General features: G+C 52.0%; 18 protein-coding genes, 4 tRNA genes and 4 rRNA genes. 21 read left to right on the top strand and 5 right to left on the bottom strand.

Features of this window, described 5'->3' with window-relative positions:
- The first annotated feature begins 124 nt into the window (after window positions 1-124).
- The 6 genes from pspG to LN341_RS13870 all read left to right on the top strand — a co-directional run bounded on the left by pspG (window position 125) and on the right by LN341_RS13870 (window position 5,938).
- Window positions 125-376 carry an envelope stress response protein PspG gene (pspG, locus tag LN341_RS13895; protein ID WP_120513991.1) on the top strand — a complete coding sequence of 84 codons (252 nt, stop codon included), beginning with the start codon at window positions 125-127 and terminating at the stop codon, window positions 374-376.
- Between the two features lie 129 nt (window positions 377-505).
- Window positions 506-1,162, top strand: a complete 657-nt coding sequence (locus LN341_RS13890; RefSeq protein ID WP_120513976.1) for a TIGR04219 family outer membrane beta-barrel protein — start codon at window positions 506-508, stop codon at window positions 1,160-1,162.
- Window positions 1,163-1,272: 110 nt separating this feature from the next.
- Complete coding sequence (locus tag LN341_RS13885; RefSeq protein ID WP_027254029.1) at window positions 1,273-1,506, top strand: hypothetical protein; 234 nt, start codon at window positions 1,273-1,275, stop codon at window positions 1,504-1,506.
- Window positions 1,507-1,672: 166 nt separating this feature from the next.
- Window positions 1,673-3,493, top strand: coding sequence for an assimilatory sulfite reductase (NADPH) flavoprotein subunit (locus tag LN341_RS13880; RefSeq protein ID WP_234203607.1), 1,821 nt, complete (start codon window positions 1,673-1,675; stop codon window positions 3,491-3,493).
- Window positions 3,493-5,184 (top strand): assimilatory sulfite reductase (NADPH) hemoprotein subunit, encoded by a 1,692-nt coding sequence (gene cysI / locus LN341_RS13875; protein WP_234203606.1) that lies wholly within the window; start codon window positions 3,493-3,495, stop codon window positions 5,182-5,184. Before LN341_RS13880 ends, cysI begins: the two co-directional genes overlap by 1 nt.
- Entirely contained in the window at window positions 5,177-5,938 is a 762-nt protein-coding gene (locus LN341_RS13870; protein WP_234203605.1) for a phosphoadenylyl-sulfate reductase, read from the top strand. Before cysI ends, LN341_RS13870 begins: the two co-directional genes overlap by 8 nt.
- Before the next feature lie 143 nt (window positions 5,939-6,081).
- Here LN341_RS13870 and LN341_RS13865 read toward each other — a convergent pair whose 3' ends face one another.
- Window positions 6,082-6,570 (bottom strand): DUF2780 domain-containing protein, encoded by a 489-nt coding sequence (locus LN341_RS13865; protein ID WP_234203604.1) that lies wholly within the window; start codon window positions 6,568-6,570, stop codon window positions 6,082-6,084.
- Window positions 6,571-6,743: 173 nt separating this feature from the next.
- Complete coding sequence (locus LN341_RS13860; RefSeq protein ID WP_046222408.1) at window positions 6,744-7,364, bottom strand: FKBP-type peptidyl-prolyl cis-trans isomerase; 621 nt, start codon at window positions 7,362-7,364, stop codon at window positions 6,744-6,746.
- 137 nt (window positions 7,365-7,501) lie between these two features.
- Between LN341_RS13860 and LN341_RS13855 the strand changes: the two genes are divergently transcribed.
- On the top strand, window positions 7,502-8,209 hold the full coding sequence (locus LN341_RS13855) for a LysM-like peptidoglycan-binding domain-containing protein (RefSeq protein WP_234203603.1): 708 nt from the start codon (window positions 7,502-7,504) through the stop codon (window positions 8,207-8,209).
- An 8-nt stretch (window positions 8,210-8,217) separates the two neighbouring features.
- On the opposite strand, the gene LN341_RS13850 is transcribed toward LN341_RS13855, so the two are convergent.
- From LN341_RS13850 to LN341_RS13840, 3 genes are all read right to left on the bottom strand, one after another.
- Window positions 8,218-8,682, bottom strand: a complete 465-nt coding sequence (locus tag LN341_RS13850) for a GNAT family N-acetyltransferase (RefSeq protein WP_234203602.1) — start codon at window positions 8,680-8,682, stop codon at window positions 8,218-8,220.
- Window positions 8,683-8,755: 73 nt separating this feature from the next.
- Window positions 8,756-9,328, bottom strand: a complete 573-nt coding sequence (locus LN341_RS13845; RefSeq protein ID WP_234203601.1) for a Crp/Fnr family transcriptional regulator — start codon at window positions 9,326-9,328, stop codon at window positions 8,756-8,758.
- A gap of 95 nt (window positions 9,329-9,423) precedes the next feature.
- On the bottom strand, window positions 9,424-11,379 hold the full coding sequence (locus tag LN341_RS13840; RefSeq protein ID WP_234203600.1) for a bifunctional 2',3'-cyclic-nucleotide 2'-phosphodiesterase/3'-nucleotidase: 1,956 nt from the start codon (window positions 11,377-11,379) through the stop codon (window positions 9,424-9,426).
- 396 nt (window positions 11,380-11,775) lie between these two features.
- On the opposite strand from LN341_RS13840, the gene cysG reads away from it, so the two are divergent.
- The 14 genes from cysG to LN341_RS13770 all read left to right on the top strand — a co-directional run bounded on the left by cysG (window position 11,776) and on the right by LN341_RS13770 (window position 26,786).
- Window positions 11,776-13,188, top strand: a complete 1,413-nt coding sequence (gene cysG, locus LN341_RS13835) for a siroheme synthase CysG (RefSeq protein ID WP_046222404.1) — start codon at window positions 11,776-11,778, stop codon at window positions 13,186-13,188.
- A 13-nt stretch (window positions 13,189-13,201) separates the two neighbouring features.
- Entirely contained in the window at window positions 13,202-14,110 is a 909-nt protein-coding gene (gene cysD, locus LN341_RS13830; protein WP_046222403.1) for a sulfate adenylyltransferase subunit CysD, read from the top strand.
- Window positions 14,111-14,121: 11 nt separating this feature from the next.
- On the top strand, window positions 14,122-15,546 hold the full coding sequence (cysN, locus tag LN341_RS13825; RefSeq protein WP_234203599.1) for a sulfate adenylyltransferase subunit CysN: 1,425 nt from the start codon (window positions 14,122-14,124) through the stop codon (window positions 15,544-15,546).
- A 5-nt stretch (window positions 15,547-15,551) separates the two neighbouring features.
- A complete protein-coding gene (locus LN341_RS13820) occupies window positions 15,552-17,279 on the top strand; it encodes an SLC13 family permease (RefSeq protein ID WP_046222401.1) in 1,728 nt (575 codons plus the stop codon).
- A 24-nt stretch (window positions 17,280-17,303) separates the two neighbouring features.
- Window positions 17,304-17,921, top strand: coding sequence for an adenylyl-sulfate kinase (gene cysC, locus LN341_RS13815; protein ID WP_046222400.1), 618 nt, complete (start codon window positions 17,304-17,306; stop codon window positions 17,919-17,921).
- A 15-nt stretch (window positions 17,922-17,936) separates the two neighbouring features.
- Window positions 17,937-18,680, top strand: a complete 744-nt coding sequence (cysQ, locus tag LN341_RS13810; protein WP_046222399.1) for a 3'(2'),5'-bisphosphate nucleotidase CysQ — start codon at window positions 17,937-17,939, stop codon at window positions 18,678-18,680.
- Window positions 18,681-19,391: 711 nt separating this feature from the next.
- Window positions 19,392-20,943 (top strand): 16S ribosomal RNA (locus tag LN341_RS13805).
- A 71-nt stretch (window positions 20,944-21,014) separates the two neighbouring features.
- Window positions 21,015-21,091, top strand: a tRNA-Ile gene (locus LN341_RS13800).
- A 45-nt stretch (window positions 21,092-21,136) separates the two neighbouring features.
- Window positions 21,137-21,212 (top strand) — tRNA-Ala (locus tag LN341_RS13795).
- Between the two features lie 256 nt (window positions 21,213-21,468).
- Window positions 21,469-24,358, top strand: a 23S ribosomal RNA gene (locus LN341_RS13790).
- Between the two features lie 94 nt (window positions 24,359-24,452).
- Window positions 24,453-24,568 (top strand): 5S ribosomal RNA (gene rrf / locus LN341_RS13785).
- 397 nt (window positions 24,569-24,965) lie between these two features.
- Window positions 24,966-26,517: ribosomal RNA gene (locus LN341_RS13780) — 16S ribosomal RNA — on the top strand.
- The 16S, 23S and 5S rRNA genes sit together here with 4 tRNA genes alongside, the layout of an rRNA operon.
- Before the next feature lie 71 nt (window positions 26,518-26,588).
- A tRNA-Ile gene (locus tag LN341_RS13775) sits at window positions 26,589-26,665 on the top strand.
- A 45-nt stretch (window positions 26,666-26,710) separates the two neighbouring features.
- A tRNA-Ala gene (locus tag LN341_RS13770) sits at window positions 26,711-26,786 on the top strand.
- Window positions 26,787-26,837: the final 51 nt, after the last annotated feature.

The raw sequence follows: 26,837 nt of genomic DNA, 5'->3' as shown, positions 1-26,837 counted from the left end.
GATTGAAAAACAAGTGTTTGCTGGATGACTGAATATTGGCCCGAAACCTGCAGTTAACCAGCAGCAATGCAGGAAAGGAGCAGAACGGGTTCTGTTACCTACGTATGTGAGTGGAGAGACTGGAATGGTAGAGTTTTTATTTTTGCTGGTGTTTGCCGGTGTGCTGGTCATGACAGGGATCAGTTTGATGGGCATGGTTGTCGCGATAGCTGCCGGTTTTGCGGTCATGGCACTGGCGGGTTTATTAGGCGTGGTGATTAAACTGCTGCCATGGATTATTTTGATTGCAGTTGCTGTCTGGTTGTACCGCGGAGCACGTCGCGAGTCGTTGATTCGCTCGTCGCGTCCTCGTGATATGCATAGACGCAAATATTAGCATGTTCAAAAAGTGAGCTTGAGCCAAATCCCTGATTCCCGGCGATGAAATGCAGTTTTATTACATAGCATCTGGTATAGTCTGGCGCAGAAAAATCAAAGCACAATGATAAAGAGCGGAGACTCAGAAATGAAAAAAAACATGCTTTCAGCAGCGGCCGTCGCAGTGGCAATTGCAGCAGCAGTACCTGCTCAGGCAGACATGCTGCTGGGCGGTACAGTAGGCGCGGATGCCTGGATGAGCAGCGCTGAAATTAACGATGCAGTAGACGGTGGCGACAAAACCATTCCTTCATTTTATGCATCGTTTGAACATTTTATTCCACTGATTCCGAACGCACGTATTGCTTACGCCAATGTAGAATCGGATGCGGTGGCATTTAAACAAACTGACTTTACGCTGTATTACGAGATTCTGGATAACGATCTGGTTGCGGTGGATGTGGGTGTGTCACTGATTAAATTCGGTGACGGCGAGTACAATGCTCAAGGTCACATGCAGACGTTTGATGATGAGTGGCAGCCAGCGATTTACGGTAATGCCGAAGTCGGTATTCCTATGACACCACTGGCGGTATTTGTGGAAGGTAACGTTGGTAGCTTTGATGATACCAGCACGCTTGATGCTAAAGCGGGTATGAAGTTCACCATTCCTTTGGTGGCGGCGGATCTTAATCTGCGTGGCGGATACCGCGTGATGGATTACGATTTCGATGCGATTAATAATCCTGCTGGCAGCAAAGTGAAGCTGGACGGATTCTTTGCCGGTGTTGAAGTCGATTTCTGATCGGTTTAGCGCTGTTGAACAAAGCCATGCTAAACGCATGGCTTTTTTGTTGCCTGTTTGCTGAGTTATAGGCCATTTTTAAAGTGGGCATTGATGCAGGAATCAGGCAGATGACAATTACCGAGTTACAGCGTTTATATGCGGACAGCGAAATAGTGGAAGCTGTGATTGAGCCTTCACTGCAGGCCAACGGCTGGGTGGTCGAATTTCGTCATCGCCGTGGTGGCTTTGTCACCCTGACTGACGGCTCAGGCAGTGAAAAGTGCTACAGGGACATAGACACAGCCACTGAACGTGCCTTTGAGGTGGGTTTTCATCAGGTCCGTATTGCCGATCATTTCTGAATGCCGCGGCGCCTGATCCTCCGGATTGGGCGTCTTTGTGCCGCTTAATTTGCTAACCTTCTGCTTTTCTCTTCCAAAAAGTTATAAAACATTCTTATCTATTCTTTCTTGTTATTTCGTCGAGTAGCTAATCTACCCTTACGCAATGTAAAGGGATCGTCGTGTCATGTTACTTAAGGAACTCTCGGCTTTAGCAAGCCCTCTCAATGATCAGCAGATCGGTCAGCTGCAACAGACAGTCGCAGAGCTGTCACCACAGCAACTGGCTTGGATCAGCGGTTATTTCTGGGGATTAAGTCAAACCCAAACGGCGGGCCAGCAGCCTGCCGGTCAGCCCATCGCCGCTGTAGCAGCGAAACCGGCTGGCAAACTTACCATTATTTATGCCTCTCAGACGGGGAACGCCAAAGGCGTTGCTCAGGCGCTGAAGGAAGAAGCGGTTGCGGCCGGTATCCAGGCTGACGTGTTTGCCTCTGGCGATTACAAAGGCAAAAACCTGGCCAAAGAAACCCACGTGATCATCGTGGCCTCAACCCACGGTGAGGGTGAAGCGCCGGATGATGCCATGGAACTGCATGAATTCCTGCAGTCCAAGCGTGCGCCTAAGCTGCCGAATCTGAACTATGCCGTACTGGGTCTGGGTGACTCCAGTTATGAATTCTTCTGCCAGACGGCCAAAGATTTTGACAGCTACCTCAGTAAGCTGGGTGCCAAACCGTTTGTGGATCGTATCGACTGTGATGTTGATTACGATGCCCCGGCCGCCGAGTGGCGCGCCAAGGCGCTGGAGACCATCAAAGACGAACTGCTGGGCGGCAATGATGCCGAAGTGGTTCAGTTGCATGTGGCTCAAAACGCGACAGCGGCTGTTTCTCAGTACAACAAGCAAAATCCGTATGCGGCAGAGCTGCTGGTCAGTCAGAAGATTACCGGTCGTGACTCCGGTAAAGATGTCCGTCATGTGGAAATCGATCTCGGTGAATCTGGTCTGACTTATCAGCCGGGTGATGCGCTGGGTGTTTGGTATGACAATGATCCTGCCCTGGCTGAAGCGCTGGCTGCGAAAGTCGGCCTCAGCGGCGACGAAAGCGTGGAAGTGGACGGCCAAGCCTACAGCCTGAAAGACGCACTGGTTTCTAAATACGAAATCACTGCTGCTAACCCACAGCTGGTGACCAAGTTCGCTGAACTGTCTGGCAGCAAGAAGCTGCAGAAGCTGGTGGAAGACAAAGACAAACTGCGAGAGTACGCAGCCAATACTCAGGTGATTGATGTCTTTGCCGAGAAGAAAACCCAGCTGAGCGCCGAGCAGTTGCAGGGTTTACTGCGCCGTTTGACGCCGCGCCTGTACTCTATTGCTTCCAGTCAGGAAGAGGTGGGTGAAGAAGTGCACCTGACGGTTGGTCTGGTGGAATATCAGCAAGGCGAAGAAAGCCGCTTTGGTGGTGCTTCCAGCTTCCTGTCGCACCGTCTGGAAGAAGGCGGCACGGTGCGTGTGTTTGTTGAAGGCAACAATAACTTCAAACTGCCGGCCAATGATAATACCCCGGTAATCATGATTGGCCCGGGCACAGGGATCGCGCCATTCCGCGCTTTTGTGCAGGAGCGTGATAACCGCGATGCCGAAGGGAAAAACTGGCTGTTCTTTGGCGACCGTACCTTTACCCAGGACTTCCTGTATCAGGTGGAGTGGCAGAAGTACCTCAAAGACGGCATTCTGACCAAACTGGATGTGGCTTTCAGCCGCGATCAGTCAGAGAAAGTGTATGTCCAGCACCGTATTCTGGAAAATGCGGCAGAAGTTTGGCAATGGCTGAAAGACGGCGCACATATTTACGTGTGCGGCGATGCCAACCGGATGGCAAAAGATGTGCATGACGCACTGATCACTGTTGTCGAGCAGCAGGGCGGCAAGAGCCGCGAAGATGCCGAGCTGTATTTGAATGATTTGCGTAAAGCCAAACGCTACCAGAAGGATGTGTACTGATGACTGAGAAACTGTCCGATAACGAACGCCTGAAACGCGAGAGTAACTTTCTGCGCGGGACCATTGAGCAGGATCTGCAGGACCGCATTACCGGTGGCTTTACGGCAGATAACTTCCAGCTGATCCGTTTCCACGGGATGTATCAGCAGGATGACCGAGATATCCGTCCTGAGCGCCAGAAGCAGAAACTGGAACCTTTGCACAACGTCATGCTGCGTGCCCGTATGCCGGGAGGCATCATCACCCCGCAACAATGGCTGGCGATTGATAAATTCGCGCAAGACAAAACCATGTACGGCAGTATCCGTCTGACCACCCGCCAGACGTTTCAGTTCCATGGTGTACTGAAGCCGGATATCAAGCTGATGCACCAGACACTGAACGAGTACGGTATCGACTCGATTGCCACCGCTGGTGACGTCAACCGTAACGTGCTGTGTACCTCGAATCCTGTGGAGTCAGAACTGCATCAGCAGGCGTACGAATGGGCGAAGAAGATCAGCGAGCATCTGCTGCCTCAGACCCGTGCTTATGCGGAGATCTGGCTTGATGGTGAAAAAATTGAAGGGCATCAGGATCAGGAGCCGATCCTGGGTTCGAATTACCTGCCGCGTAAATTCAAAACCACAGTGGTGATCCCGCCGCAGAATGATGTGGACGTGCATGCGAATGACCTGAACTTTGTCGCGATTGCCGAAAACGGTCAGCTGATCGGCTTTAACGTGCTGGTGGGCGGCGGTTTGGCCATGACCCACGGTGATACCACGACGTATCCGCGTCGCGCCGATGACTTTGGTTTCGTGCCACTGGACAAAACGCTGGATGTTGCCGCCGCGGTGGTGACCACGCAACGTGACTGGGGTAACCGCTCAAACCGTAAGAACGCGAAAACCAAATACACCCTGGATCGTGTCGGTGTTGACGTCTTCAAGGCGGAAGTGGAGAAACGTGCCGGTATTACCTTTGAAGCCAGCCGTCCTTACGAGTTTACTGATCGCGGTGATCGCATCGGTTGGGTGGATGGCATTGACGGTAAATATCACCTGACGCTGTTCATTGAAAACGGCCGAATTCTGGATTACCCGGGCAAACCGCTGAAAACCGGTGTGGCCGAGATTGCCAAGATCCACAAAGGGGATCTGCGCATGACATCCAATCAGAACCTGATCATTGCCGGCGTGGCCAAAGAAGACAAAGCGACGATCGAAAAGATCGCCCGCGATCATGGCTTGATTGACGACGGTGTCAGCGTACAACGTCAGAATTCAATGGCGTGTGTATCGTTGCCAACCTGTCCGCTGGCGATGGCGGAAGCCGAGCGTTTCTTGCCTGAATTCGTCACCGATTTCGAAGGCTTGCTGGAAAAACACGGCCTGGGTAAAGAGGAGCACGTGATTTTGCGCGTGACCGGCTGTCCGAATGGCTGTGGCCGCGCCATGCTGGCAGAAATTGGTCTGGTGGGTAAAGCGCCGGGGCGTTATAACCTGCACTTGGGCGGTAATATTAACGGCACACGTATTCCTAAAATGTACCGTGAAAATATTACTGTTGATGAAATCATGAGTGAACTGGATCAACTGGTGGGCCGTTGGGCAACCGAGCGTGAGGACGGTGAAGGCTTCGGTGACTTTACGATCCGTAGCGGCATCATTGCACCTGTTGAAGTCTCTGTAAGGGATTTTTATGCCTAAATGTGCGTTGGCGGATTTGCTGAGTGCCACCAAAGTGGAGCAGATCCTTCAGCTGGCGGAAATTAACGCCGAGCTGGAGCAGATGACAGCCCAAGAGCGGGTTCGCTGGGCGCTGGAATTTTTGGATGGCAACTTTGCGTTAGCCTCCAGTTTTGGTATCCAGTCTGCGGTCATGCTGCATCTGGTGACTCAGGAGTCACCCAATGTACCTGTGATTCTGACAGACACGGGATACCTGTTCCCTGAAACCTATCAGTTTGTCGATTTTCTGACCGAGCGACTGAATCTGAATCTGAAAGTGTACCGTTCAGAGCTCAGTCCTGCCTGGCAGGAAGCACGCTACGGCCAGCTGTGGACTCAGGGTGTTGATGGCATTAAGCAGTACAACAAAATGAACAAGGTGGAGCCGATGCGCCGTGCACTGGAAGAACTGGCGGTGAAAACCTGGTTCTCTGGCTTGCGTCGGGAGCAGTCATCCTCCCGTGCAACCTTGCCGGTACTGGCGATTCAGAACGGTAAATTCAAATTCCTGCCTTTGATCGATTGGTCAGAGCAGGATATTGATGAATACCTGCTGAAACATGATTTGCCTTACCATCCGTTATTGGCTCAAGGCTATCGTTCTGTCGGTGATGTTCACACCACAGTGAAGTGGGAGCCGGGCATGAAAGAAGAAGAAACCCGTTTCTTCGGCCTGAAGCGGGAATGCGGGCTGCATGAAGATGATGCAGAGAGCGACGGCTCAGGGATCTAATCCGACAGCTTTACATTGCGCAAATAAAAAACCTGAGCGGGAAACCGGTCAGGTTTTTTTATGGGGAATCAGAAAATTGACCTGAGTCTGACAGCTGAAAAAGGTGAAATCGTTACGCTCGCTGCCCGGTATCAGGTGGTGATTCAGCTGGCTGGTGTCCAGATTTTGGTCAGGGTATCAATCAGGCCGGCACTGGCGCCCTGCGTGCCTAAAAATTGGGTGATAATGGGAACGAACTGACTGATCATGCTGGCATCTAACCCTAATGCGGTGAACACAGGGCCCAGCGCGTCCATATTATTCAGCATGCCGCCCAGTCCGGCAGGAATCGCGTCCATCAGGTTTTCTGATCCCGGGATCAGTTTGGTCAGCTCAGTAGCCTGATCGCCGCTTAACTGGCTGGCGGCCATGGACAGCAGCGCACCGGCACCGCCCGCAGCCTGTTCAGTACTGACACCGAGTTGATCGGTCAGCATACTGGCGAGGGGGTTATCGGCCAGGGCTTCCATTTTATCGTCACCGCCGCCGAATAAGTCGGACAGGCTAAAAGCGTGGGCGGCAGGGCTAAGGGCCAGACAGGCCAGTAATGGCATTGCAGCCAGCCAAAAGCGTTGGAATAGAGCTCGGGTCATAGTGTTCTCCTTGGAATCGTGATGAGGTTTTCCCGTGGGGAAGGCGTAAGCTACTCTAAGCGTAGTCTGGAAAAGAAAAAAGAGGGCGTTTGTCAGGTTATTGTCAGGGTATGTTGCTGATATGAGACAAAAAAACGGTGCCGAAGCACCGTTTTTCAGAAGGGGGGCAGGACTTACAGGATGTCCAGCAGCTCAACTTCGAAAACAAGTGCAGCGAAAGGTGGGATGGCAGCACCTGCGCCACGCTCACCGTATGCCAGGTTTTGCGGAATATACAGTTTCCACTTAGAACCGACAGGCATCATTTGCAGAGCTTCTACCCAACCAGCGATAACGCCGGTAACAGGGAATTCTGCTGGCTGACCACGGGATACTGAACTGTCGAATACAGTGCCGTCAGTCAGCTGGCCGTGGTAGTGAACACGTACTTGTTTGTCAGACGTTGGGATTTCGCCGTTACCTTCAACCAGAACTTCGTACTGAAGACCTGATTCGGTGACTGTTACTTCTGGACGCAGTGCGTTATCTTTGAGGAAGGCTTCGCCTTCAGCAGCGGCAGCTTTAGCCTGTACCTGACGAGCTTCTTCAGCGCGGGTGTGCAGATCACGCAGTGCGTCGTTGATGTCGTCTACAGCGATTTCTGGCATGTCGCCAGTCAGCGAGGTTGCGATACCTTTGGCAATGGCAGCAACGTTCAGGCCTTCCAGGCCACTTTGAGCCAGTTGCTGGCCCATTTGCAGACCAATACCGTAGCTCGCTTTAGTTTCAACTGTATCTAGTTTAACGTCAGACATAGTGTCGTCTCTTTATGTCGAGTGAATTAAGCGGGCAGGATAACAGTTTCAACCCTCAGGGGTAAACTTTTGTGAACAGAGGTCGCATCAAAGCGTGACCCTGAAGTTTTGGCGCAGAGTGATGGAGAGTAGTTGTTATGGGACAAGCGAAACGCCGTAACCGGAAGAAATCGGCCCCGGCCCTGCCACAGGTGTCGCTGACGAAGTGGAAAAGCCGGCTCAGCCAGCTGAACTGGCGGGAAGCAGGCCAGATGCAGTGGCAGAAGATCAGACTACGGGTCGAGCCCTATTGGCAGCAGTTGCCCGGCTTTCATCGCAAAGCATTAATGGTTCTGGCGCCTGTCGTACTGATCCTGTTCCTGTTGCCAGCTTCAGAACCCGAGCTAAAAATTCCCGGCAGCGAGCCTGTGCGTCAGGAAGTGGCACTGAATCTGGATGAGCCCGTGCCTTTACCTGTCGGCCAGCGTCCGGAACCGGCATCGCCGCCTCGTCCGGCAAAGACCACCGCTGTGGCGTCGCAAACCGCGGTGACGACGTCATCCTCTTCAGCGAAGACAACATCCCGGCAGTCCGCCTCTTCCGAAAACTGGCGGAGTTATGAAGTCCAGAAAGGGGAAACTCTGGCGACCATCTTCCGTGCCAAGTCGTTACCTTTGACCGATCTCTACGCCATTGCTGCGATTGAAGGTAAAGATAAACCGCTCAGTTACATAAAATCTGGCCAGTTATTGCGCTATAAACAACTGGCCAATGGTGATCTGGATGTGCTGCAGATTGAGAGCCGCGATGGCGATCCTGTGATGTTCTTTCGCCGCTCAGACGGTAGTTTCGCCCGCGGTCAGTAACGAAAAGGTCAGGCGGCTGCGGGGTCTTTCGTCAGCCGCATATCAATATGGGGAATGCCGTCTTCCAGGTATTCGTCAGAGCTTGGCTCAAAGCCAAAGCGCCCGTAATAACTCTGCAAGTGCGACTGTGCGCCGATTTCAATGTCCTGTCCCGGCCACAGTTGCTCGGCGTACGCCAGCCCTTGGGTGAGCAAAATATTGCCCATCCCTTTGCCCCGCGCCGCTTCCGCGGTAATCACCCGTCCGATACTGACACAATCGTAGGTTGTGCCTGCCGGTAATAGCCGCAGATAAGCCATCAGCATGCCCTTGTCATAAGCGATTACATGATGCACATCCCGAGCTTTGTCGTGGCCATCAAGTTCCGGATACGGACAGTGTTGCTCAACCACGAACACATCTACCCTGAGTTTCATGATGTCATAGAGCTGATCAGTGGTGAGCTGATCAAAGCGAAGGCATTGCCACTGCATTGATTATGTCCTTTTAGGGCTGCTGTTCCTGAGCACCAGCATAAAATGCGCGATGAAATCCCGCAACCGGCGTTTATTTCCCTGACGCGGCCAGATGGCGCTGCAGGCTGTCCAGCTGACTCAGTGACAGGTTCAGAAACGATGCCAGCTGTGGCGCTGTGATGTGTGTGGCCAGCTCACCGACGCTGTCTGTAAACAGGGCATAGCGTCGGGCCGGGCTGTACAGGCGCATGAACTGCTCTTTCTGTTCACGGAACAGCAACTGTCGCTCGACCAACGCCATATACAGGCCTGGCATGTCTTGGCGCCAGCCAAGGATCAGCTCAGCTGGCAGGGTCTGAATCAGACAGGGTGATAAGGTTTCCAGCAGATAGGGAGAGCCTTCATCGGTCAGCAGGCTTTCAAAGCCAATCAGCAGATCCTGCTCCCAGAAGAAATCTCTGCTGATGGTTTTGCCGTCTCCGGTGAGGTAGCAGGCATGGCACAGGCCATCAATCAGAAAAAACGCCTGTGATGCCAGTTCTCCCTGATTGATCAGCACATGCCGGGTAGGGAGCTCTAAGGGTTCGGCCAGCGACAGTGCCTGATCAATCGTGGCCTGATCGGCACCGTGCAGAGCCAGAAATTGCGCGAGTGGTGAAGTCATAGTCTTTTGTCGTTGTTGAGGTCTTCTTTATCTAGCTTACCAAAAAATACCGCGGCCATTGGCCGCGGTATCGGGACATCGTATAGGTTTTGATGTCAGTGTTGCAGGTCAATCCGGTAAACCGCAAAGCCGGCCGCATCAGTAGCCACTTGCTGCATCGGATACTGGCCTTTGTTTTTGATAAAGGATGCCGCTTTGTTGCTCGGTGAAGTTTCAAAACGGATATCCAGTGGTGTGTTGCTCTTAAGCGGAGCAAAGCGCCAGTTGTTGTCGGCACTCGGTGTCACCTGCCCTTTCTCTTTGCTGACCCGGCTGATGTAGCTGGCCAGCACAGTGCGGTTTTCGTCCGGCGCTGCAAAAGCGATATGCTGCTCGCCTGTGCCGGCAAACTTGCCACTGTAGGCGCGGTAATTGTTGGTCGCAATAATAAAGTTTTGGGCCGGATCAAGCGCTTTGCCCTGATAGGTCAGCTGTTGAATACGCTCAGCTTCCGGGTTGATCAGCTTGCAGTCACCATCGTAACGGGCGGGCTGTGAGACATCTATCTGGTATTGAACACCGTCAATCACATCAAAATTATAAGTACGGAAGTCTTCCCAGTTGATCAGCGACTGCGGTGCGCTTGAGCTGAGGTCGATCTGGTTAAATTGTCCGGCAGAGCACTCCAGCCACTCTTTGACTTCTTTCCCTGTCACTTTCAGCGCCACCAGGGTGTTGGGGTACAGGTACAGATCCGCTGCGTTGCGGAAGGTCAGCTGGCCGGCTTCCACTTCGGTGTAGTTGCCCGGATCGTTCGCCCGGCCGCCCGCCTTGAACGGGGCGGCTGCCGACAGCACAGGCAGGCCGTCTAAATCCGGATCGCCCTGAATAAAGCGCTCGACGTAATCTTTCTGTGCCAGGTTCACTATCTGTACGGTCGGATCATCCTGTACCAGCGCCAGATAGCTGTACATCACGTCACTGGCTTGACCGATTGGCTGGTTGACGAATTCTCGCGTTCCCTTGTGATCCGCCTTCACGGCTGCGACCAGTTTACTGTCCGCTGCTACCTGTGCTTTACCATCGGCAAATATCGGGCGGGCCTGGGTTTGACGCTCAGTCACCGTCCACTTGCCATTTTGCCGGGTCAGTACCAGATCGATCACCCCCAGATGATCGCCCCAGCGGCCGGGCATGACCGCCGCGACACCATTGATTGTGCCTTTGGCGATGTCCGTATTGGGCAGGCTGGCAAAGGTTTGGCTCGGAAAGACGGCGTGGGCATGGCCGAAAGCGATCGCATCAATGCCTTTCACTTCTGTCAGGTAATAAACCGAGTTTTCCGCCATCGCTTGGTAAGGATCGGCAGACACGCCAGAATGCGGAATCGCGACGATGACATCAGCGCCTTCTGCTTTCATCTTAGGCACGAAATAGTCAGCCGTTTGCTTGATGTCTCTGGCGCTGACTTTGCCTTCCAGGTTCTTTTTATCCCAGGTCATAATTTGCGGCGGCACAAAGCCGATGTAGCCTATCTTGATGTCATGCGCTGCGCCGTCGGTATCTTTCAGGCGATAGGTTTTAATCAGATAAGGGGTAAAGAGGTTTTCCCCTGTCTTGAGGTCGTAAACATTGGCATTGATATAGGGGAAGTTTGCGCCTTTTAATGCCGCTTGCAGGAAATCCAGCCCGTAGTTGAATTCATGGTTCCCTATGTTGCCGACTTCGTAATCGAGCGGGTTCATGGCTTTATAGACAGGGTGAACACTACCGTCTGCCAGACCTTTCGCCGCGATGTAGTCTCCCATCGGGCTGCCCTGAATCAGATCGCCGTTATCAACCAGCACACTGTTTGCAACTTCGCGCCTGGCCTGCTCAATTAGGGTTGCGGTACGGACCAGCCCGGTTTTCTCGGTTGCTTTATCTTTGTAGTAGTCGTAGTCCATGACATTGGCGTGAATGTCTGTGGTTTCAAGAATGCGCAGCTCAATAGTGTCTGCCAGTGCTGGAGCAGCAGCTGTTAGCAGTGCGCCCAGTATGGCAAGTGAAAGCGGTTTTGCTCTTAAGGACATGATTTCACCGTCTTTATGAAGAAGTTAACGCGCTAAAAGTAGCAAAAATACTGCCGCTGAAATGCAACCGCTTGTCAGATATGTGACCTGTGTGTGTTTCCTGGTCATATGCAATGGGGTCGTTTTAAAACTGCCGTGTTCAAGGGCAGGCAATTGATGTCAGAGTTAGATCTTAAAGGCATAAGATAAGCTTTTTTTGATGTAAAAAATCGAGAAAGTGATTGTTTTATACGGAGTTAGGAGAGATTCGCTGTCATATCCGGATGGATTGTTCACACAGGGCGGTTCAGTCCGCCAAGCTAAACTTTTGGGAATAAAAAATGAAATTTTAGAATTTCAGGTAATATCCTGCCCCGTCTATAGTGCTGTTACGTACAGAGAGTAAGAGCAGTGACTATGGACTATTTACCTATTTTTGCCGATTTAAAGCGTCGTCCATGCCTGGTGGTAGGCGGTGGAGAAGTGGCCTGGCGTAAAACCCGGATGCTGCTCAAAGCCGGTGCCGACGTTCGTGTCATTGCTCCTGAACTTAATGCCGATTTTCTGCAGGCGTTAAATAACGGCGACATCTCGCATCTTGCTGAGCAATTTATACCAGAGCACCTTGACGGTATTTTTCTGGCGATTGCAGCAACCGATCGCAAAGCCATTAATGCGCTGGTGTACCAGTCGGCGAACCAGCGTCAGGTTTTAGTGAATGTAGTCGATGATACCCAGCGCTGCAGCTTTATCGTGCCATCCATTGTTGATCGCTCTCCTCTTATTGTGGCTATTTCATCTTCTGGCAAAGCGCCGGTACTGGCGCGTATGGTTCGTGAGAAGCTGGAAGCCTTGCTGCCTCAGCACCTTGGCAAGATGGCAACTTTGGCAGGCCAGTTTCGCGATCGCCTGAAGAATTCAGTGAAAAGCCTCTCTGCCCGTCGTTTGTTTTGGGAGCAGGTATTTGACGGCCGTTTCGCAGAACTGGTTGCCGCCGGGCAAGATAAAGACGCTGAGCAGGAATTGATCCGCCAGTCCCAGCAGGTTGCGACTCAGGGTCAGGTGGCACTGATTGGCTCTGGCCCCGGTGATGCCGGTTTGCTGACCCTGCGTGCGCTGCAGCTGATGCAGCAGGCCGATGTAGTGCTGTATGACTATCTGGTATCGGACGAAATCATGGATCTGGTACGCCGTGATGCGGAGCTGGTCTGTGTTGGCAAACGCGCCGGTTATCACAGTGTGCCGCAGGAAGAAACCAACCGCTTGCTGGTGGAATATGCCAGTCAGGGCAAGCGGGTGGTTCGCCTGAAAGGCGGCGATCCTTTTATTTTCGGCCGCGGTGCTGAAGAGCTGGAAGTGCTGTTTGATGCCGGTATCCCGTTCCAGGTTGTGCCGGGTATTACGGCCGCAGCCGGTGCTACGGCGTATGCCGGTATTCCTCTGACGCACAGAGATCACGCACAAAGTGCCATGTTTATTACCGGTCATACCAAGCCGGACAGCGATAATCTTGATTGGTCGACACTGGCCCGTGGTAAGCAGACGCTGGTGATTTATATGGGGCTGATGAAATCAAGCCATATCCAGCAACAACTGATTCAGCATGGCCGTGCAGCAGAAACGCCGATTGCAATTATCGAGCGTGGCACGCAGGCATCGCAAAAAGTCTTCAGAGGCCAACTGAGCGAGCTGGCTCAACTGGCAGAAAATGCAGAATCGCCGTCACTCATTGTGGTGGGTGAAGTGGTGACTCTGGCGGATAAATTACATTGGTTCGGAAAGCAGGAACAACAAGGGCAACCACACCCCGCTGTCGTGAGCCTGGCTTAACATGGAGAGAAAGATGGATCCGAAACGCCTTACCCACCTTAAGCAGCTCGAAGCGGAGAGTATTCATATCATCCGTGAAGTGGCCGCTGAGTTTGATAACCCTGTGATGATGTACTCCATCGGTAAAGATTCCTCGGTGATGCTGCATCTGGCCCGCAAAGCTTTTTATCCGGGCAAAATCCCTTTTCCGCTGTTGCATGTCGATACTGACTGGAAATTCCGCGAAATGATTGAGTTTCGCGATGCGACAGCGAAGAAATACGGGTTTGACCTGCTGGTGCATAAAAACCCGGAAGGCATGGCAATGGGGATCAACCCGTTCGATCATGGCTCGTCAAAGCATACCGATATTATGAAAACCCAGGGCCTTAAGCAGGCACTGAACAAGTACGGTTTTGACGCCGCCTTTGGTGGCGCCCGTCGTGACGAAGAGAAATCCCGTGCCAAAGAGCGTGTGTACTCTTTTCGCGACAAGAACCATACCTGGGATCCGAAAAACCAGCGCCCTGAGTTATGGAAGACCTATAACGGCCAGATCAACAAAGGCGAAAGCATCCGTGTGTTCCCGCTGTCGAACTGGACTGAGCTTGATATCTGGCAATACATCTACCTGGAAGGCATCGATATCGTGCCGCTCTACCTGTCTCAGGAACGTCCTGTGGTTGATCGCGACGGCATGCTGATCATGGTGGATGATGACCGCATGAAGCTGCGTCCGGGAGAGCAGATTGAACACAAGAGCGTTCGCTTCCGTACTCTGGGTTGTTACCCGCTGACCGGGGCGATTGAATCTGAGGCCAAAACCTTGCCTGAGATCATCGAAGAAATGCTGGTGGCGACCTCCAGTGAGCGTCAGGGACGGGCGATCGACCACGATCAGTCAGGATCAATGGAATTGAAGAAACGTCAGGGTTATTTCTAAGGAGTCGGGACATGAACAGCGCAATTCAACAACAAGTAGCTGAGCTGGGCATTGAAGCTTACCTAGATCAGCACCAGAACAAGTCTCTGCTTCGTTTCCTGACCTGTGGTTCAGTGGATGACGGCAAAAGTACGCTGATTGGTCGTCTGCTGCACGATTCACAGCAAATTTATGAAGATCAACTGGCCGCTATTCATGCGGACAGCCAGAAAGTGGGCACCACAGGCAGTAAGCCGGATCTGGCATTGCTGGTTGACGGTCTGCAGGCGGAGCGTGAGCAGGGCATCACTATTGATGTGGCTTACCGGTATTTCTCGACCCAGAAACGTAAGTTCATCATTGCAGACACCCCGGGGCATGAGCAGTACACCCGCAACATGGCGACAGGGGCCTCTACGTGCGATGTGGCGGTGATCCTGATTGATGCCCGTAAAGGTGTTCTGGATCAGACCCGTCGTCACTCTTATATTGCCAGCCTGCTGGGGATCCGCCAGTTTGTAGTGGCCGTCAACAAGATGGATCTGGTCGGTTTTGAGCAGGCCCGCTTCGAGCAAATCCGGGATGATTATCTGGCGTTTGCTGAAAAGCTTAATGCTGATATCAATATCCAGCTGGTCCCGCTGTCGGCGCTTGAAGGCGACAATGTCGTCACGGCAAGCGAGCACACGCCCTGGTATGAGGGCGAGCCGCTGCTGTCATTGCTGGAAAACGTTGAAATCAACAAAAAAGTGGACGGCGAATTACGCTTTCCTGTGCAATATGTGAACCGTCCGAACCTGGACTTCCGCGGTTTCGCGGGCACATTGGCTTCCGGTACTGTGTCCGTCGGGGATGCGGTGAAAGTCTTGCCTTCAGGTAAATCTTCCACGGTTGCCCGGATTGTGACTTTTGACGGTGATCTGGAGCAGGCGCATTCTGGGCAGGCAATCACGCTGACCCTGAACGATGAAATTGATATCAGCCGCGGTGACACGATTGTTCATGCCGGTGACGAAGTGGCCCTTAGCAACCAACTATTGGCCGACATTGTCTGGATGGCAGAATCACCATTGGAAATCGGTCGTCAATACGATATCAAAGTGGCCGGTAAGAAAACGCTCGGCTCGGTCAGTGCGATTCGCCATCAGGTGGATATCAACAACCTGGACACCTTTGCCACCGATGTGCTGCCTCTCAATGGCATTGGTCTGTGCGAAGTGGTGCTCAATGAGTCGATTGCGATCGATTCTTATCAGAACTGTGCCGATACCGGTGGTTTTATTCTGATTGATCGCCTGACTAATGTGACGGTCGGTGCTGGTATGGTGCGCGAGGCGCTGACGGAATCTGCACCGTCTCAGCAGGCATACAGCGCTTTTGAAGTTGAACTCAACGCGCTGATCCGCAAGCACTTCCCGCACTGGGGTGCCCAAGATCTCAGTAAGTTGCTGGGGTAATGCCAATGGCATGGGAACAAGCTCTGGTACTGGCGATGCTGGTGGTGATCATAACCTGTTTGATCGCCACCAGAATCAAACCTGCCTATTTGTTTGCAGGTACAGCCTTTATTGGTTTTCAGACCGGGATGATAGAGCTGTCAACTTTGGCGGGTAATTTCACCAACGCGTCGTTGCTGACTCTGGTCCTGCTGATCCTTGTTTCCATTGCTCTTGAAAAAACGCGCCTGATCAGTTGGGTCGGGCGCCAGATTTCTCAGGGAGGACAAACGTCTGTGGTGGCCAAACTTGGCCTGTCGACGGCCTTCCTGTCTTCCTTTACCAATAACACGGCCGTGGTGGTGTCCTTGATTGGCGCCGTAAAGCGTAATCAGCGCCATGCGCCGTCTCGTTTGTTAATCCCATTGTCTTATACCGCCATATTAGGCGGTACGCTGACCCTGATTGGTACCTCGACCAATCTGATTGTCAACAGCTTTGTCGAAGATGCAGGATTACCAAGTCTGGGCTTTTTTGCGCCATCAATGATTGGACTGGCTGTATTGCTGGTCGGGCTGGTTTTCTTGATCCCCCTCAGCCACTTTCTTCCTAATTATGATGACAGCAGCCAGGATGAACTGCCGTACTTTCTGGAAGCCAAAATAGAACCGACCTCATCACTGGTTGGCAAGTCGGTCGCTGAAAATGGTTTACGGGCACTGCGCCGCTTGTTTCTGGCGGAAATCATTCGTGACGGCAAGACAATTGCCCCTGTGTGCCCCGAGACGGTATTGCAAGCCAGTGACAGACTGCTGTTCTGTGGTGATATTGAAAGTGTCACGACCTTACAGGAAATAGACGGGCTGAGGTTATTTGGCCAGCACCATCTCAATGGGCAGTCCATGATGGAAGTGGTGGTCAGTCATTCAGCCGGTATTCGGGGTAAAACGCTGAAAAGCGTGCAGTTCCGTGAACGTTTTGATGCTGTGGTGGTGGCGATCCGTCGCGGCCATGAACGTCTGGCCGGTGGGCTGGGTAATATTGAATTGCATCCCGGTGATACGCTGGTGATTGTACCCGGCAAGACCTTTCACGAGAAAAAGCAGACGTTAAATCGTGAATTTGTACTGATCAACGGCCTGGATTCCAGTGCCCGCCTGGACAGCACCAAGAGTATGGCCGTGCTCGGTGGTTTCGTTGCCGTGATTACTGCTGGCCTGTTGGATGTTTTACCTCTGATCAAAGGTTTGGCCGGTTATTTGTTACTGTTACTGGCAACCGGTATTATCAGCTTTGCTGAAATTCGTCGCCGTTTTCCTATTGATATCGTGGTGATTGTCGGCTCGGCGTTATCATTGGCACAACTGATGCTTGCCAGTGGCCTGTCTGAGCGGATGGGCAATATCATGATGACGTCCTTTAATGGCTGGGGCGTCTACGGCGGGCTAGTGGCCGTGTATCTGCTGACCTTGCTGATGACTGAGCTGGTGACGAACAATGCTGCGGCAGCCTTGTCTTTCCCCTTGGCGTACAGTCTGGCACTGAGCTATGGGGTCGATCCGATGCCGTTTATTATGGCGGTGTTGTTTGGTGCCAGTGCCAGTTTTATTTCACCTTATGGTTATCAGACGAATTTGCTCGTTTACACCGTAGGCAACTATAAGTTGCGAGATTATCTACGGATCGGATTGCCGTTTTCCGTGATGTACTCAGTGGTTGTATTAGCCCTGATCCCGCAGTTCTTTCCTTTTTAATGTGTTTTAGCAACGGAGTGTAAAATGACCGCTGTCGTTCAACCCCATGAAAATGAAAACGTGGTCTGGCACAATCACCAGACAGATAAAGCACACCGTGCTCAGTTAAAAAATCAGAGCCCCTGCGTGCTGTGGTTTACCGGGTTGAGCGGTGCTGGCAAATCGACGGTGGCCGGCGCGTTGGAAAATCGCCTGGCTGAACAGGGCTTCCATACTTATCTGCTGGATGGCGATAATGTCCGTCATGGCCTGTGTAAGGATCTGGGTTTCTCTGCTGAGGATCGTAAGGAAAACATTCGACGCATCGGGGAAGTGGCTAAGCTGATGGCGGATGCTGGTCTGATCGTACTGACCGCGTTTATCTCTCCTCATAGAGCTGAGCGACAGCTGGTTCGTGAACTCCTGCCTGAGGGAGAATTCATTGAAGTCTTCGTGGATACCCCGTTGGCGGAGTGTGAAAAGCGCGATCCGAAAGGGCTGTATAAGAAAGCCAGAGCGGGAGAGATTAAAGACTTTACCGGCATTGATTCTGAATATCAGCCGCCGGCGAATCCTGAGATTCATCTGCAAGCGGGCAATGCATCGGTTGATGAGCTGGTGACTCTGTGCGTGGAAGCATTAAAACAGCGTCACATTATCTAAGACAAGGAGTACAGCGTGAGCGCATTACTGGAGTCTATCTATCAGATTGCACTGGAAGCAGGTCAAGCCATCATGGACAGCTATCACAGCAATGTCCAGGTAGAGGAAAAGGCGGATAAGAGTCCGGTTACTGAAGCTGATTTAGCGGCCAATGCAGTGATCGTCCGCCATTTATTACAGCTTACTCCTGATATTCCCATTCTTTCTGAGGAATCTGCGCATACTGAATGGCGTGACCGTCAGCACTGGCAATCATTCTGGCTGGTGGACCCGCTTGATGGAACAAAAGAGTTTCTGCGGAAAAACGGCGAATTCACCGTGAACATTGCTTTGATTAAAGACGGTAAGCCCGTGCTTGCCGTAGTCCATGCGCCTGCTTTGGGGAAAACCTGGCTGGGAGATGGCAGTAAAGCCTGGCTGCATACTAAGGCAGGTCGGGAGCCGATTCGGGTGAGAGAAGCAACAGTGCCGACTGTGGTGGGTAGTCGCTCCCATCCAAGTCCGGAGATGGCCGGCTTTCTTGATAAGCTGGGGCAACACAAAATGACAGAGGTGGGATCTTCTCTGAAATTTTGTTTAGTCGCTGAAGGAAGGGCGCAATTCTACCCGCGTTTAGGGCCAACCATGATGTGGGATACTGCTGCCGGACAATGTATAGCAGAGAGTGCCGGTGCATCTGTCACCTTATTGAATCAAGAGCCGTTGCAATACCATAGGGAAGAGTTACTGAATCCTTCTTTTCTGGTCAGTTATAAGTAAATGTTGTTCTGCCGTCGGGGCTATCCCGGCGGGTTGTTCTTCTGCTTCACCAGAGCTTATCGTTTGATCAGTGTTTACATCTTCCTTTTCAGTTCGATCAATTATCTTCTGCATAGCATATCCTTTGGCGGTTTTCTGTGTTTTTTATCAGCTTCAGCGCAAAAGGTAGTCAGTTGCAATAAAATCATCAAAAAACACTTGTCGTTATCAGTAAGCTCTCTATAATGCCGCCTCACTGACAGGGCAGAGCAGGTTTTGAATAAGTTCTTCGTAACTTGTGTATAACTTGTGATGAACTGAAAGGGCGCAAAAAGAACTGAAAAATCTGATTGACAGTGTTTTTTGTTTTTGTAAAATGCGCACCCTCACTGAGAGATTTGGGTCAAAGCCTTAAATCTTGATGTTTTGTTTAGTGAGGGCTTGGTTAAGAAGGTTTTCAAAAAATAATTTGAAAATAATCCTTGACTAAGAAAATTGGCTCGGTATCATACGCAGCCTCTGACTGACGAGTTAATCGTAAGTCAACGTTCTTTAACAATTTGACCATGCAATCTGTGTGGGCACTCGACAATGATACAGTCATCAAAGATTTTATCAGTGAACTGAGTGACCAAATCGATACTTAGGTATCGGCACAGTCAATTCGTTTCAACTTCGGTTGGAACATCAGTAATCACTGAGCCGCTTCTCTTTGGAGAAGCAACAAAACTTTAATTGAAGAGTTTGATCATGGCTCAGATTGAACGCTGGCGGCAGGCCTAACACATGCAAGTCGAGCGGCAGCGACATCAACAATCCTTCGGGTGCGTTGATGGGCGGCGAGCGGCGGACGGGTGAGTAATGCCTGGGAACATGCCTTAGTGTGGGGGATAACCATTGGAAACGATGGCTAATACCGCATAATCTCTACGGAGCAAAGCGGGGGACCTTCGGGCCTCGCGCGCTAAGATTGGCCCAGGTGGGATTAGCTAGTAGGTGGGGTAATGGCTCACCTAGGCGACGATCCCTAGCTGGTCTGAGAGGATGATCAGCCACACTGGAACTGAGACACGGTCCAGACTCCTACGGGAGGCAGCAGTGGGGAATATTGCACAATGGGGGAAACCCTGATGCAGCCATGCCGCGTGTGTGAAGAAGGCCTTCGGGTTGTAAAGCACTTTCAGCAGTGAGGAAGAGGTGAGTATTAATAGTGCTCATCTTTGACGTTAGCTGCAGAAGAAGCACCGGCTAACTCCGTGCCAGCAGCCGCGGTAATACGGAGGGTGCGAGCGTTAATCGGAATTACTGGGCGTAAAGCGCATGCAGGCGGCGTGTTAAGCCAGATGTGAAAGCCCGGGGCTCAACCTCGGAATCGCATTTGGAACTGGCATGCTAGAGTCTTGTAGAGGGGGGTAGAATTTCAGGTGTAGCGGTGAAATGCGTAGAGATCTGAAGGAATACCGGTGGCGAAGGCGGCCCCCTGGACAAAGACTGACGCTCAGATGCGAAAGCGTGGGGAGCAAACAGGATTAGATACCCTGGTAGTCCACGCCGTAAACGATGTCTACTTGGAGGTTGGTGTCTTGAACACTGGCTTTCGGAGCTAACGCGTTAAGTAGACCGCCTGGGGAGTACGGTCGCAAGATTAAAACTCAAATGAATTGACGGGGGCCCGCACAAGCGGTGGAGCATGTGGTTTAATTCGATGCAACGCGAAGAACCTTACCTACTCTTGACATCCAGAGAACTTTCCAGAGATGGATTGGTGCCTTCGGGAACTCTGAGACAGGTGCTGCATGGCTGTCGTCAGCTCGTGTTGTGAAATGTTGGGTTAAGTCCCGCAACGAGCGCAACCCTTATCCTTGTTTGCCAGCACTTCGGGTGGGAACTCCAGGGAGACTGCCGGTGATAAACCGGAGGAAGGTGGGGACGACGTCAAGTCATCATGGCCCTTACGAGTAGGGCTACACACGTGCTACAATGGCGTATACAGAGGGCGGCGAGCTAGCGATAGTGAGCGAATCCCACAAAGTACGTCGTAGTCCGGATTGGAGTCTGCAACTCGACTCCATGAAGTCGGAATCGCTAGTAATCGTGGATCAGAATGCCACGGTGAATACGTTCCCGGGCCTTGTACACACCGCCCGTCACACCATGGGAGTGGGCTGCACCAGAAGTAGATAGCTTAACCTTCGGGAGGGCGTTTACCACGGTGTGGTTCATGACTGGGGTGAAGTCGTAACAAGGTAGCCCTAGGGGAACCTGGGGCTGGATCACCTCCTTACCTAAAGACTGTGTCGTTGACGCAGTGTCCACACAGATTGCTTGGTCGAAATAGTTAAGAGCGCAAGAGAAGGGTCTGTAGCTCAGGTGGTTAGAGCGCACCCCTGATAAGGGTGAGGTCGGTGGTTCAAGTCCACTCAGACCCACCACTGTCTTCCCAAATACAGTGGTTCAACACTCTTGCAATACTCGATGGGGCTATAGCTCAGCTGGGAGAGCGCCTGCCTTGCACGCAGGAGGTCAGCAGTTCGATCCTGCTTAGCTCCACCACTCTTTAAGGGTTTTCCCCGAGAATCTTTAGAAAGTGGTTATCTGTCGATAATTCACAATGCTCTTTAACAATCTGGAAAGCTGACTAGTAATTCAATCTTAAAGATTGAATCAAAAACTGTTTCGAGAGAAACAGAGTTCTCAAGCAATACACATTCAAGTGTCTTGTGTAAGAGTCCGGCGAATAAACCAATTGTCTCTTTGTCAGAGACTCAACCTTGGTTGTTTGAACATACGAAACCTCTTGGGGTTGTATGGTTAAGTGACTAAGCGTACACGGTGGATGCCTGGGCAGTCAGAGGCGATGAAGGACGTACTAACTTGCGATAAGCGGTGATGAGGCAGTAAGAGCCACTTGAGTCACCGATTTCCGAATGGGGAAACCCAGCTGCATAAGCAGTTATCATCAGGTGAATACATAGCCTGATGAGGCGAACCGGGGGAACTGAAACATCTAAGTACCCCGAGGAAGAGAAATCAACCGAGATTCCGGCAGTAGCGGCGAGCGAAACCGGATTAGCCCTTAAGCGTGTTTAGTGTCAGGTGAAGGTCCCTGGAAAGGGCCGCGATACAGGGTGACAGCCCCGTAACCGACGATGCTTTAGACGTGAAAACGAGTAGGACGGGACACGTGTTATCCTGTCTGAACATGGGGGGACCATCCTCCAAGGCTAAATACTCCTGACTGACCGATAGTGAACCAGTACCGTGAGGGAAAGGCGAAAAGAACCCCTGTGAGGGGAGTGAAACAGAACCTGAAACCGTGTACGTACAAGCAGTAGGAGCAGGCTTGTCCTGTGACTGCGTACCTTTTGTATAATGGGTCAGCGACTTAATTTCAGTAGCAAGGTTAACCGTATAGGGGAGCCGTAGGGAAACCGAGTCTTAACTGGGCGTACAGTTGCTGGGATTAGACCCGAAACCAGGTGATCTAGCCATGGGCAGGTTGAAGGTGAGGTAACACTTACTGGAGGACCGAACCGACTAATGTTGAAAAATTAGCGGATGACTTGTGGCTAGGGGTGAAAGGCCAATCAAACCTGGAGATAGCTGGTTCTCCCCGAAAGCTATTTAGGTAGCGCCTCGGACGAATACTACTGGGGGTAGAGCACTGTTAAGGCTAGGGGGTCATCCCGACTTACCAACCCTTTGCAAACTCCGAATACCAGTAAGTACTATCCGGGAGACACACGGCGGGTGCTAACGTCCGTCGTGGAGAGGGAAACAACCCAGACCGCCAGCTAAGGTCCCAAAGTATCACTAAGTGGGAAACGATGTGGGAAGGCTCAGACAGCCAGGATGTTGGCTTAGAAGCAGCCATCATTTAAAGAAAGCGTAATAGCTCACTGGTCGAGTCGGCCTGCGCGGAAGATTTAACGGGGCTAAGTGATACACCGAAGCTGCGGCAATGCAATTTATTGTATTGGGTAGGGGAGCGTTCTGTAAGCGGTTGAAGGTGTGCTGTAAGGCATGCTGGACGTATCAGAAGTGCGAATGCTGACATGAGTAACGACAAAGGGGGTGAAAAACCCCCTCGCCGGAAGACCAAGGGTTCCTGTCCAACGTTAATCGGGGCAGGGTAAGTCGACCCCTAAGGCGAGGCCGAAAGGCGTAGTCGATGGGAAACGGGTTAATATTCCCGTACTGCTTATTATTGCGATGGGGGGACGGAGAAGGCTAGGTGGGCCAGGCGACGGTTGTCCTGGTTTAAGGGTGTAGGCTGCAGAATTAGGCAAATCCGGTTCTGCATTAAGGCTGAGACCCGATGTCGAGTCACTACGGTGATGAAGTCATTGATGCCATGCTTCCGGGAAAAGCCTCTAAGCTTCAGATAATAAGCAATCGTACCCCAAACCGACACAGGTGGTCGGGTAGAGAATACCAAGGCGCTTGAGAGAACTCGGGTGAAGGAACTAGGCAAAATGGTACCGTAACTTCGGGAGAAGGTACGCTCTTGGCGGTGAAGTCCCTCGCGGATGGAGCTACTGAGAGTCGCAGATACCAGGTGGCTGCAACTGTTTATTAAAAACACAGCACTGTGCAAAATCGAAAGATGACGTATACGGTGTGACGCCTGCCCGGTGCCGGAAGGTTAATTGATGGGGTTATCTTCGGAGAAGCTCTTGATCGAAGCCCCGGTAAACGGCGGCCGTAACTATAACGGTCCTAAGGTAGCGAAATTCCTTGTCGGGTAAGTTCCGACCTGCACGAATGGCGTAATGATGGCCACGCTGTCTCCACCCGAGACTCAGTGAAATTGAAATCGCAGTGAAGATGCTGCGTACCCGCGGCTAGACGGAAAGACCCCGTGAACCTTTACTACAGCTTGGCACTGAACATTGACCCTACATGTGTAGGATAGGTGGGAGGCTTCGAAGCAGGTACGCCAGTATCTGTGGAGCCGTCCTTGAAATACCACCCTTGTCGTGTTGATGTTCTAACGTCGCCCCGTTATCCGGGGTGCGGACAGTGCCTGGTGGGTAGTTTGACTGGGGCGGTCTCCTCCCAAAGCGTAACGGAGGAGCACGAAGGTGGGCTAATCACGGTCGGACATCGTGAGGTTAGTGCAATGGCATAAGCCCGCTTAACTGCGAGAATGACGGTTCGAGCAGGTGCGAAAGCAGGTCATAATGATCCGGTGGTTCTGAATGGAAGGGCCATCGCTCAACGGATAAAAGGTACTCCGGGGATAACAGGCTGATACCGCCCAAGAGTTCATATCGACGGCGGTGTTTGGCACCTCGATGTCGGCTCATCACATCCTGGGGCTGAAGTCGGTCCCAAGGGTATGGCTGTTCGCCATTTAAAGTGGTACGCGAGCTGGGTTTAGAACGTCGTGAGACAGTTCGGTCCCTATCTGCCGTGGGCGCTGGATGATTGAAGGGAGTTGCTCCTAGTACGAGAGGACCGGAGTGAACGAACCGCTGGTGTTCGGGTTGTGTCGCCAGACGCATTGCCCGGTAGCTAAGTTCGGCATCGATAACCGCTGAAAGCATCTAAGCGGGAAGCGAGCCCTGAGATGAGTCATCCCTGAGGCTTTAAGCCTCCTGAAGGGCTGTTCGAGACTAGAACGTTGATAGGCAGGGTGTGTAAGCGTTGTGAGGCGCTCAGCTAACCTGTACTAATTGCCCGTGAGGCTTAACCATACAACACCCAAGGGGTTTTAGCGGACTCCATAAGCACTTGAATGATGTGCTGAGAACTTAAGTCAGATTTTCCAAGATTGTTGAACAAATTTTGCTTGGCGACCATAGCGTTGCGGACCCACCTGATCCCATGCCGAACTCAGACGTGAAACGCAGCAGCGCCGATGGTAGTGTGGGGTCTCCCCATGTGAGAGTAGGACATCGCCAGGCTCCTTATTCAGAAAAGCCCGTCCGGCGACGGGCTTTTTCTTCGCTCCCGACCTGCGGGTAGGAGCGGAGTCAAGACAGAGTTTTTTGCTTTTGACCGGGTATAAACCGGGATGAAAAAAGATGAAAATTTTGTCTTGACTTGAAATGAGGGAAGCGTATTATACGCGTCCTGACTTGCTGAAGCGAAATGCGCTAAAGCCTTGAAAGTCAACGTTCTTTAACAATTTGACCATGCAATCTGTGTGGGCACTCGACAATGATACAGTCATCAAAGATTTTATCAGTGAACTGAGTGACCAAATCGATACTTAGGTATCGGCACAGTCAATTCGTTTCAACTTCGGTTGGAACATCAGTAATCACTGAGCCGCTTCTCTTTAGAGAGGCAACAAAACTTTAATTGAAGAGTTTGATCATGGCTCAGATTGAACGCTGGCGGCAGGCCTAACACATGCAAGTCGAGCGGCAGCGACATCAACAATCCTTCGGGTGCGTTGATGGGCGGCGAGCGGCGGACGGGTGAGTAATGCCTGGGAACATGCCTTAGTGTGGGGGATAACCATTGGAAACGATGGCTAATACCGCATAATGTCTTCGGACCAAAGCGGGGGACCTTCGGGCCTCGCGCGCTAAGATTGGCCCAGGTGGGATTAGCTAGTAGGTGGGGTAAGGGCTCACCTAGGCGACGATCCCTAGCTGGTCTGAGAGGATGATCAGCCACACTGGAACTGAGACACGGTCCAGACTCCTACGGGAGGCAGCAGTGGGGAATATTGCACAATGGGGGAAACCCTGATGCAGCCATGCCGCGTGTGTGAAGAAGGCCTTCGGGTTGTAAAGCACTTTCAGCAGTGAGGAAGAGGTGAGTATTAATAGTGCTCATCTTTGACGTTAGCTGCAGAAGAAGCACCGGCTAACTCCGTGCCAGCAGCCGCGGTAATACGGAGGGTGCGAGCGTTAATCGGAATTACTGGGCGTAAAGCGCATGCAGGCGGCGTGTTAAGCCAGATGTGAAAGCCCGGGGCTCAACCTCGGAATCGCATTTGGAACTGGCATGCTAGAGTCTTGTAGAGGGGGGTAGAATTTCAGGTGTAGCGGTGAAATGCGTAGAGATCTGAAGGAATACCGGTGGCGAAGGCGGCCCCCTGGACAAAGACTGACGCTCAGATGCGAAAGCGTGGGGAGCAAACAGGATTAGATACCCTGGTAGTCCACGCCGTAAACGATGTCTACTTGGAGGTTGGTGTCTTGAACACTGGCTTTCGGAGCTAACGCGTTAAGTAGACCGCCTGGGGAGTACGGTCGCAAGATTAAAACTCAAATGAATTGACGGGGGCCCGCACAAGCGGTGGAGCATGTGGTTTAATTCGATGCAACGCGAAGAACCTTACCTACTCTTGACATCCAGAGAACTTTCCAGAGATGGATTGGTGCCTTCGGGAACTCTGAGACAGGTGCTGCATGGCTGTCGTCAGCTCGTGTTGTGAAATGTTGGGTTAAGTCCCGCAACGAGCGCAACCCTTATCCTTGTTTGCCAGCACTTCGGGTGGGAACTCCAGGGAGACTGCCGGTGATAAACCGGAGGAAGGTGGGGACGACGTCAAGTCATCATGGCCCTTACGAGTAGGGCTACACACGTGCTACAATGGCGTATACAGAGGGCGGCAAGCTAGCGATAGTGAGCGAATCCCACAAAGTACGTCGTAGTCCGGATTGGAGTCTGCAACTCGACTCCATGAAGTCGGAATCGCTAGTAATCGTGGATCAGAATGCCACGGTGAATACGTTCCCGGGCCTTGTACACACCGCCCGTCACACCATGGGAGTGGGCTGCACCAGAAGTAGATAGCTTAACCTTCGGGAGGGCGTTTACCACGGTGTGGTTCATGACTGGGGTGAAGTCGTAACAAGGTAGCCCTAGGGGAACCTGGGGCTGGATCACCTCCTTACCTAAAGACTGTGTCGTTGACGCAGTGTCCACACAGATTGCTTGGTCGAAATAGTTAAGAGCGCAAGAGAAGGGTCTGTAGCTCAGGTGGTTAGAGCGCACCCCTGATAAGGGTGAGGTCGGTGGTTCAAGTCCACTCAGACCCACCACTGTCTTCCCAAATACAGTGGTTCAACACTCTTGCAATACTCGATGGGGCTATAGCTCAGCTGGGAGAGCGCCTGCCTTGCACGCAGGAGGTCAGCAGTTCGATCCTGCTTAGCTCCACCACTCTTTAAGGGTTTTCCCCGAGAATCTTTAGAAAGTGGTTATCTGTCGATA

Source organism: Photobacterium sp. TLY01, from assembly GCF_021432065.1.
In the GTDB taxonomy this organism is placed as follows: Bacteria; Pseudomonadota; Gammaproteobacteria; order Enterobacterales; family Vibrionaceae; genus Photobacterium; species Photobacterium halotolerans_A.
This window is presented reverse-complemented; position numbering and strand designations above follow the sequence as displayed.

Bases quoted from the DNA above. Each gene is read 5' to 3' on its own strand.
- LN341_RS13870 (WP_234203605.1), top strand. From the start codon at position 5,177: ATGCCTAAATGTGCGTTGGCGGATTTGCTGAGTGCCACCAAAGTGGAG.
- LN341_RS13850 (WP_234203602.1), bottom strand. From the start codon at position 8,682: ATGCAGTGGCAATGCCTTCGCTTTGATCAGCTCACCACTGATCAGCTC.
- cysC (WP_046222400.1), top strand. From the start codon at position 17,304: ATGACCGCTGTCGTTCAACCCCATGAAAATGAAAACGTGGTCTGGCAC.
- LN341_RS13880 (WP_234203607.1), top strand. From the start codon at position 1,673: ATGTTACTTAAGGAACTCTCGGCTTTAGCAAGCCCTCTCAATGATCAG.
- cysD (WP_046222403.1), top strand. From the start codon at position 13,202: ATGGATCCGAAACGCCTTACCCACCTTAAGCAGCTCGAAGCGGAGAGT.
- cysN (WP_234203599.1), top strand. From the start codon at position 14,122: ATGAACAGCGCAATTCAACAACAAGTAGCTGAGCTGGGCATTGAAGCT.
- LN341_RS13840 (WP_234203600.1), bottom strand. From the start codon at position 11,379: ATGTCCTTAAGAGCAAAACCGCTTTCACTTGCCATACTGGGCGCACTG.
- cysI (WP_234203606.1), top strand. From the start codon at position 3,493: ATGACTGAGAAACTGTCCGATAACGAACGCCTGAAACGCGAGAGTAAC.
- LN341_RS13860 (WP_046222408.1), bottom strand. From the start codon at position 7,364: ATGTCTGACGTTAAACTAGATACAGTTGAAACTAAAGCGAGCTACGGT.
- LN341_RS13855 (WP_234203603.1), top strand. From the start codon at position 7,502: ATGGGACAAGCGAAACGCCGTAACCGGAAGAAATCGGCCCCGGCCCTG.
- cysG (WP_046222404.1), top strand. From the start codon at position 11,776: ATGGACTATTTACCTATTTTTGCCGATTTAAAGCGTCGTCCATGCCTG.
- LN341_RS13865 (WP_234203604.1), bottom strand. From the start codon at position 6,570: ATGACCCGAGCTCTATTCCAACGCTTTTGGCTGGCTGCAATGCCATTA.
- LN341_RS13820 (WP_046222401.1), top strand. From the start codon at position 15,552: ATGGCATGGGAACAAGCTCTGGTACTGGCGATGCTGGTGGTGATCATA.
- LN341_RS13845 (WP_234203601.1), bottom strand. From the start codon at position 9,328: ATGACTTCACCACTCGCGCAATTTCTGGCTCTGCACGGTGCCGATCAG.
- LN341_RS13885 (WP_027254029.1), top strand. From the start codon at position 1,273: ATGACAATTACCGAGTTACAGCGTTTATATGCGGACAGCGAAATAGTG.
- LN341_RS13890 (WP_120513976.1), top strand. From the start codon at position 506: ATGAAAAAAAACATGCTTTCAGCAGCGGCCGTCGCAGTGGCAATTGCA.
- pspG (WP_120513991.1), top strand. From the start codon at position 125: ATGGTAGAGTTTTTATTTTTGCTGGTGTTTGCCGGTGTGCTGGTCATG.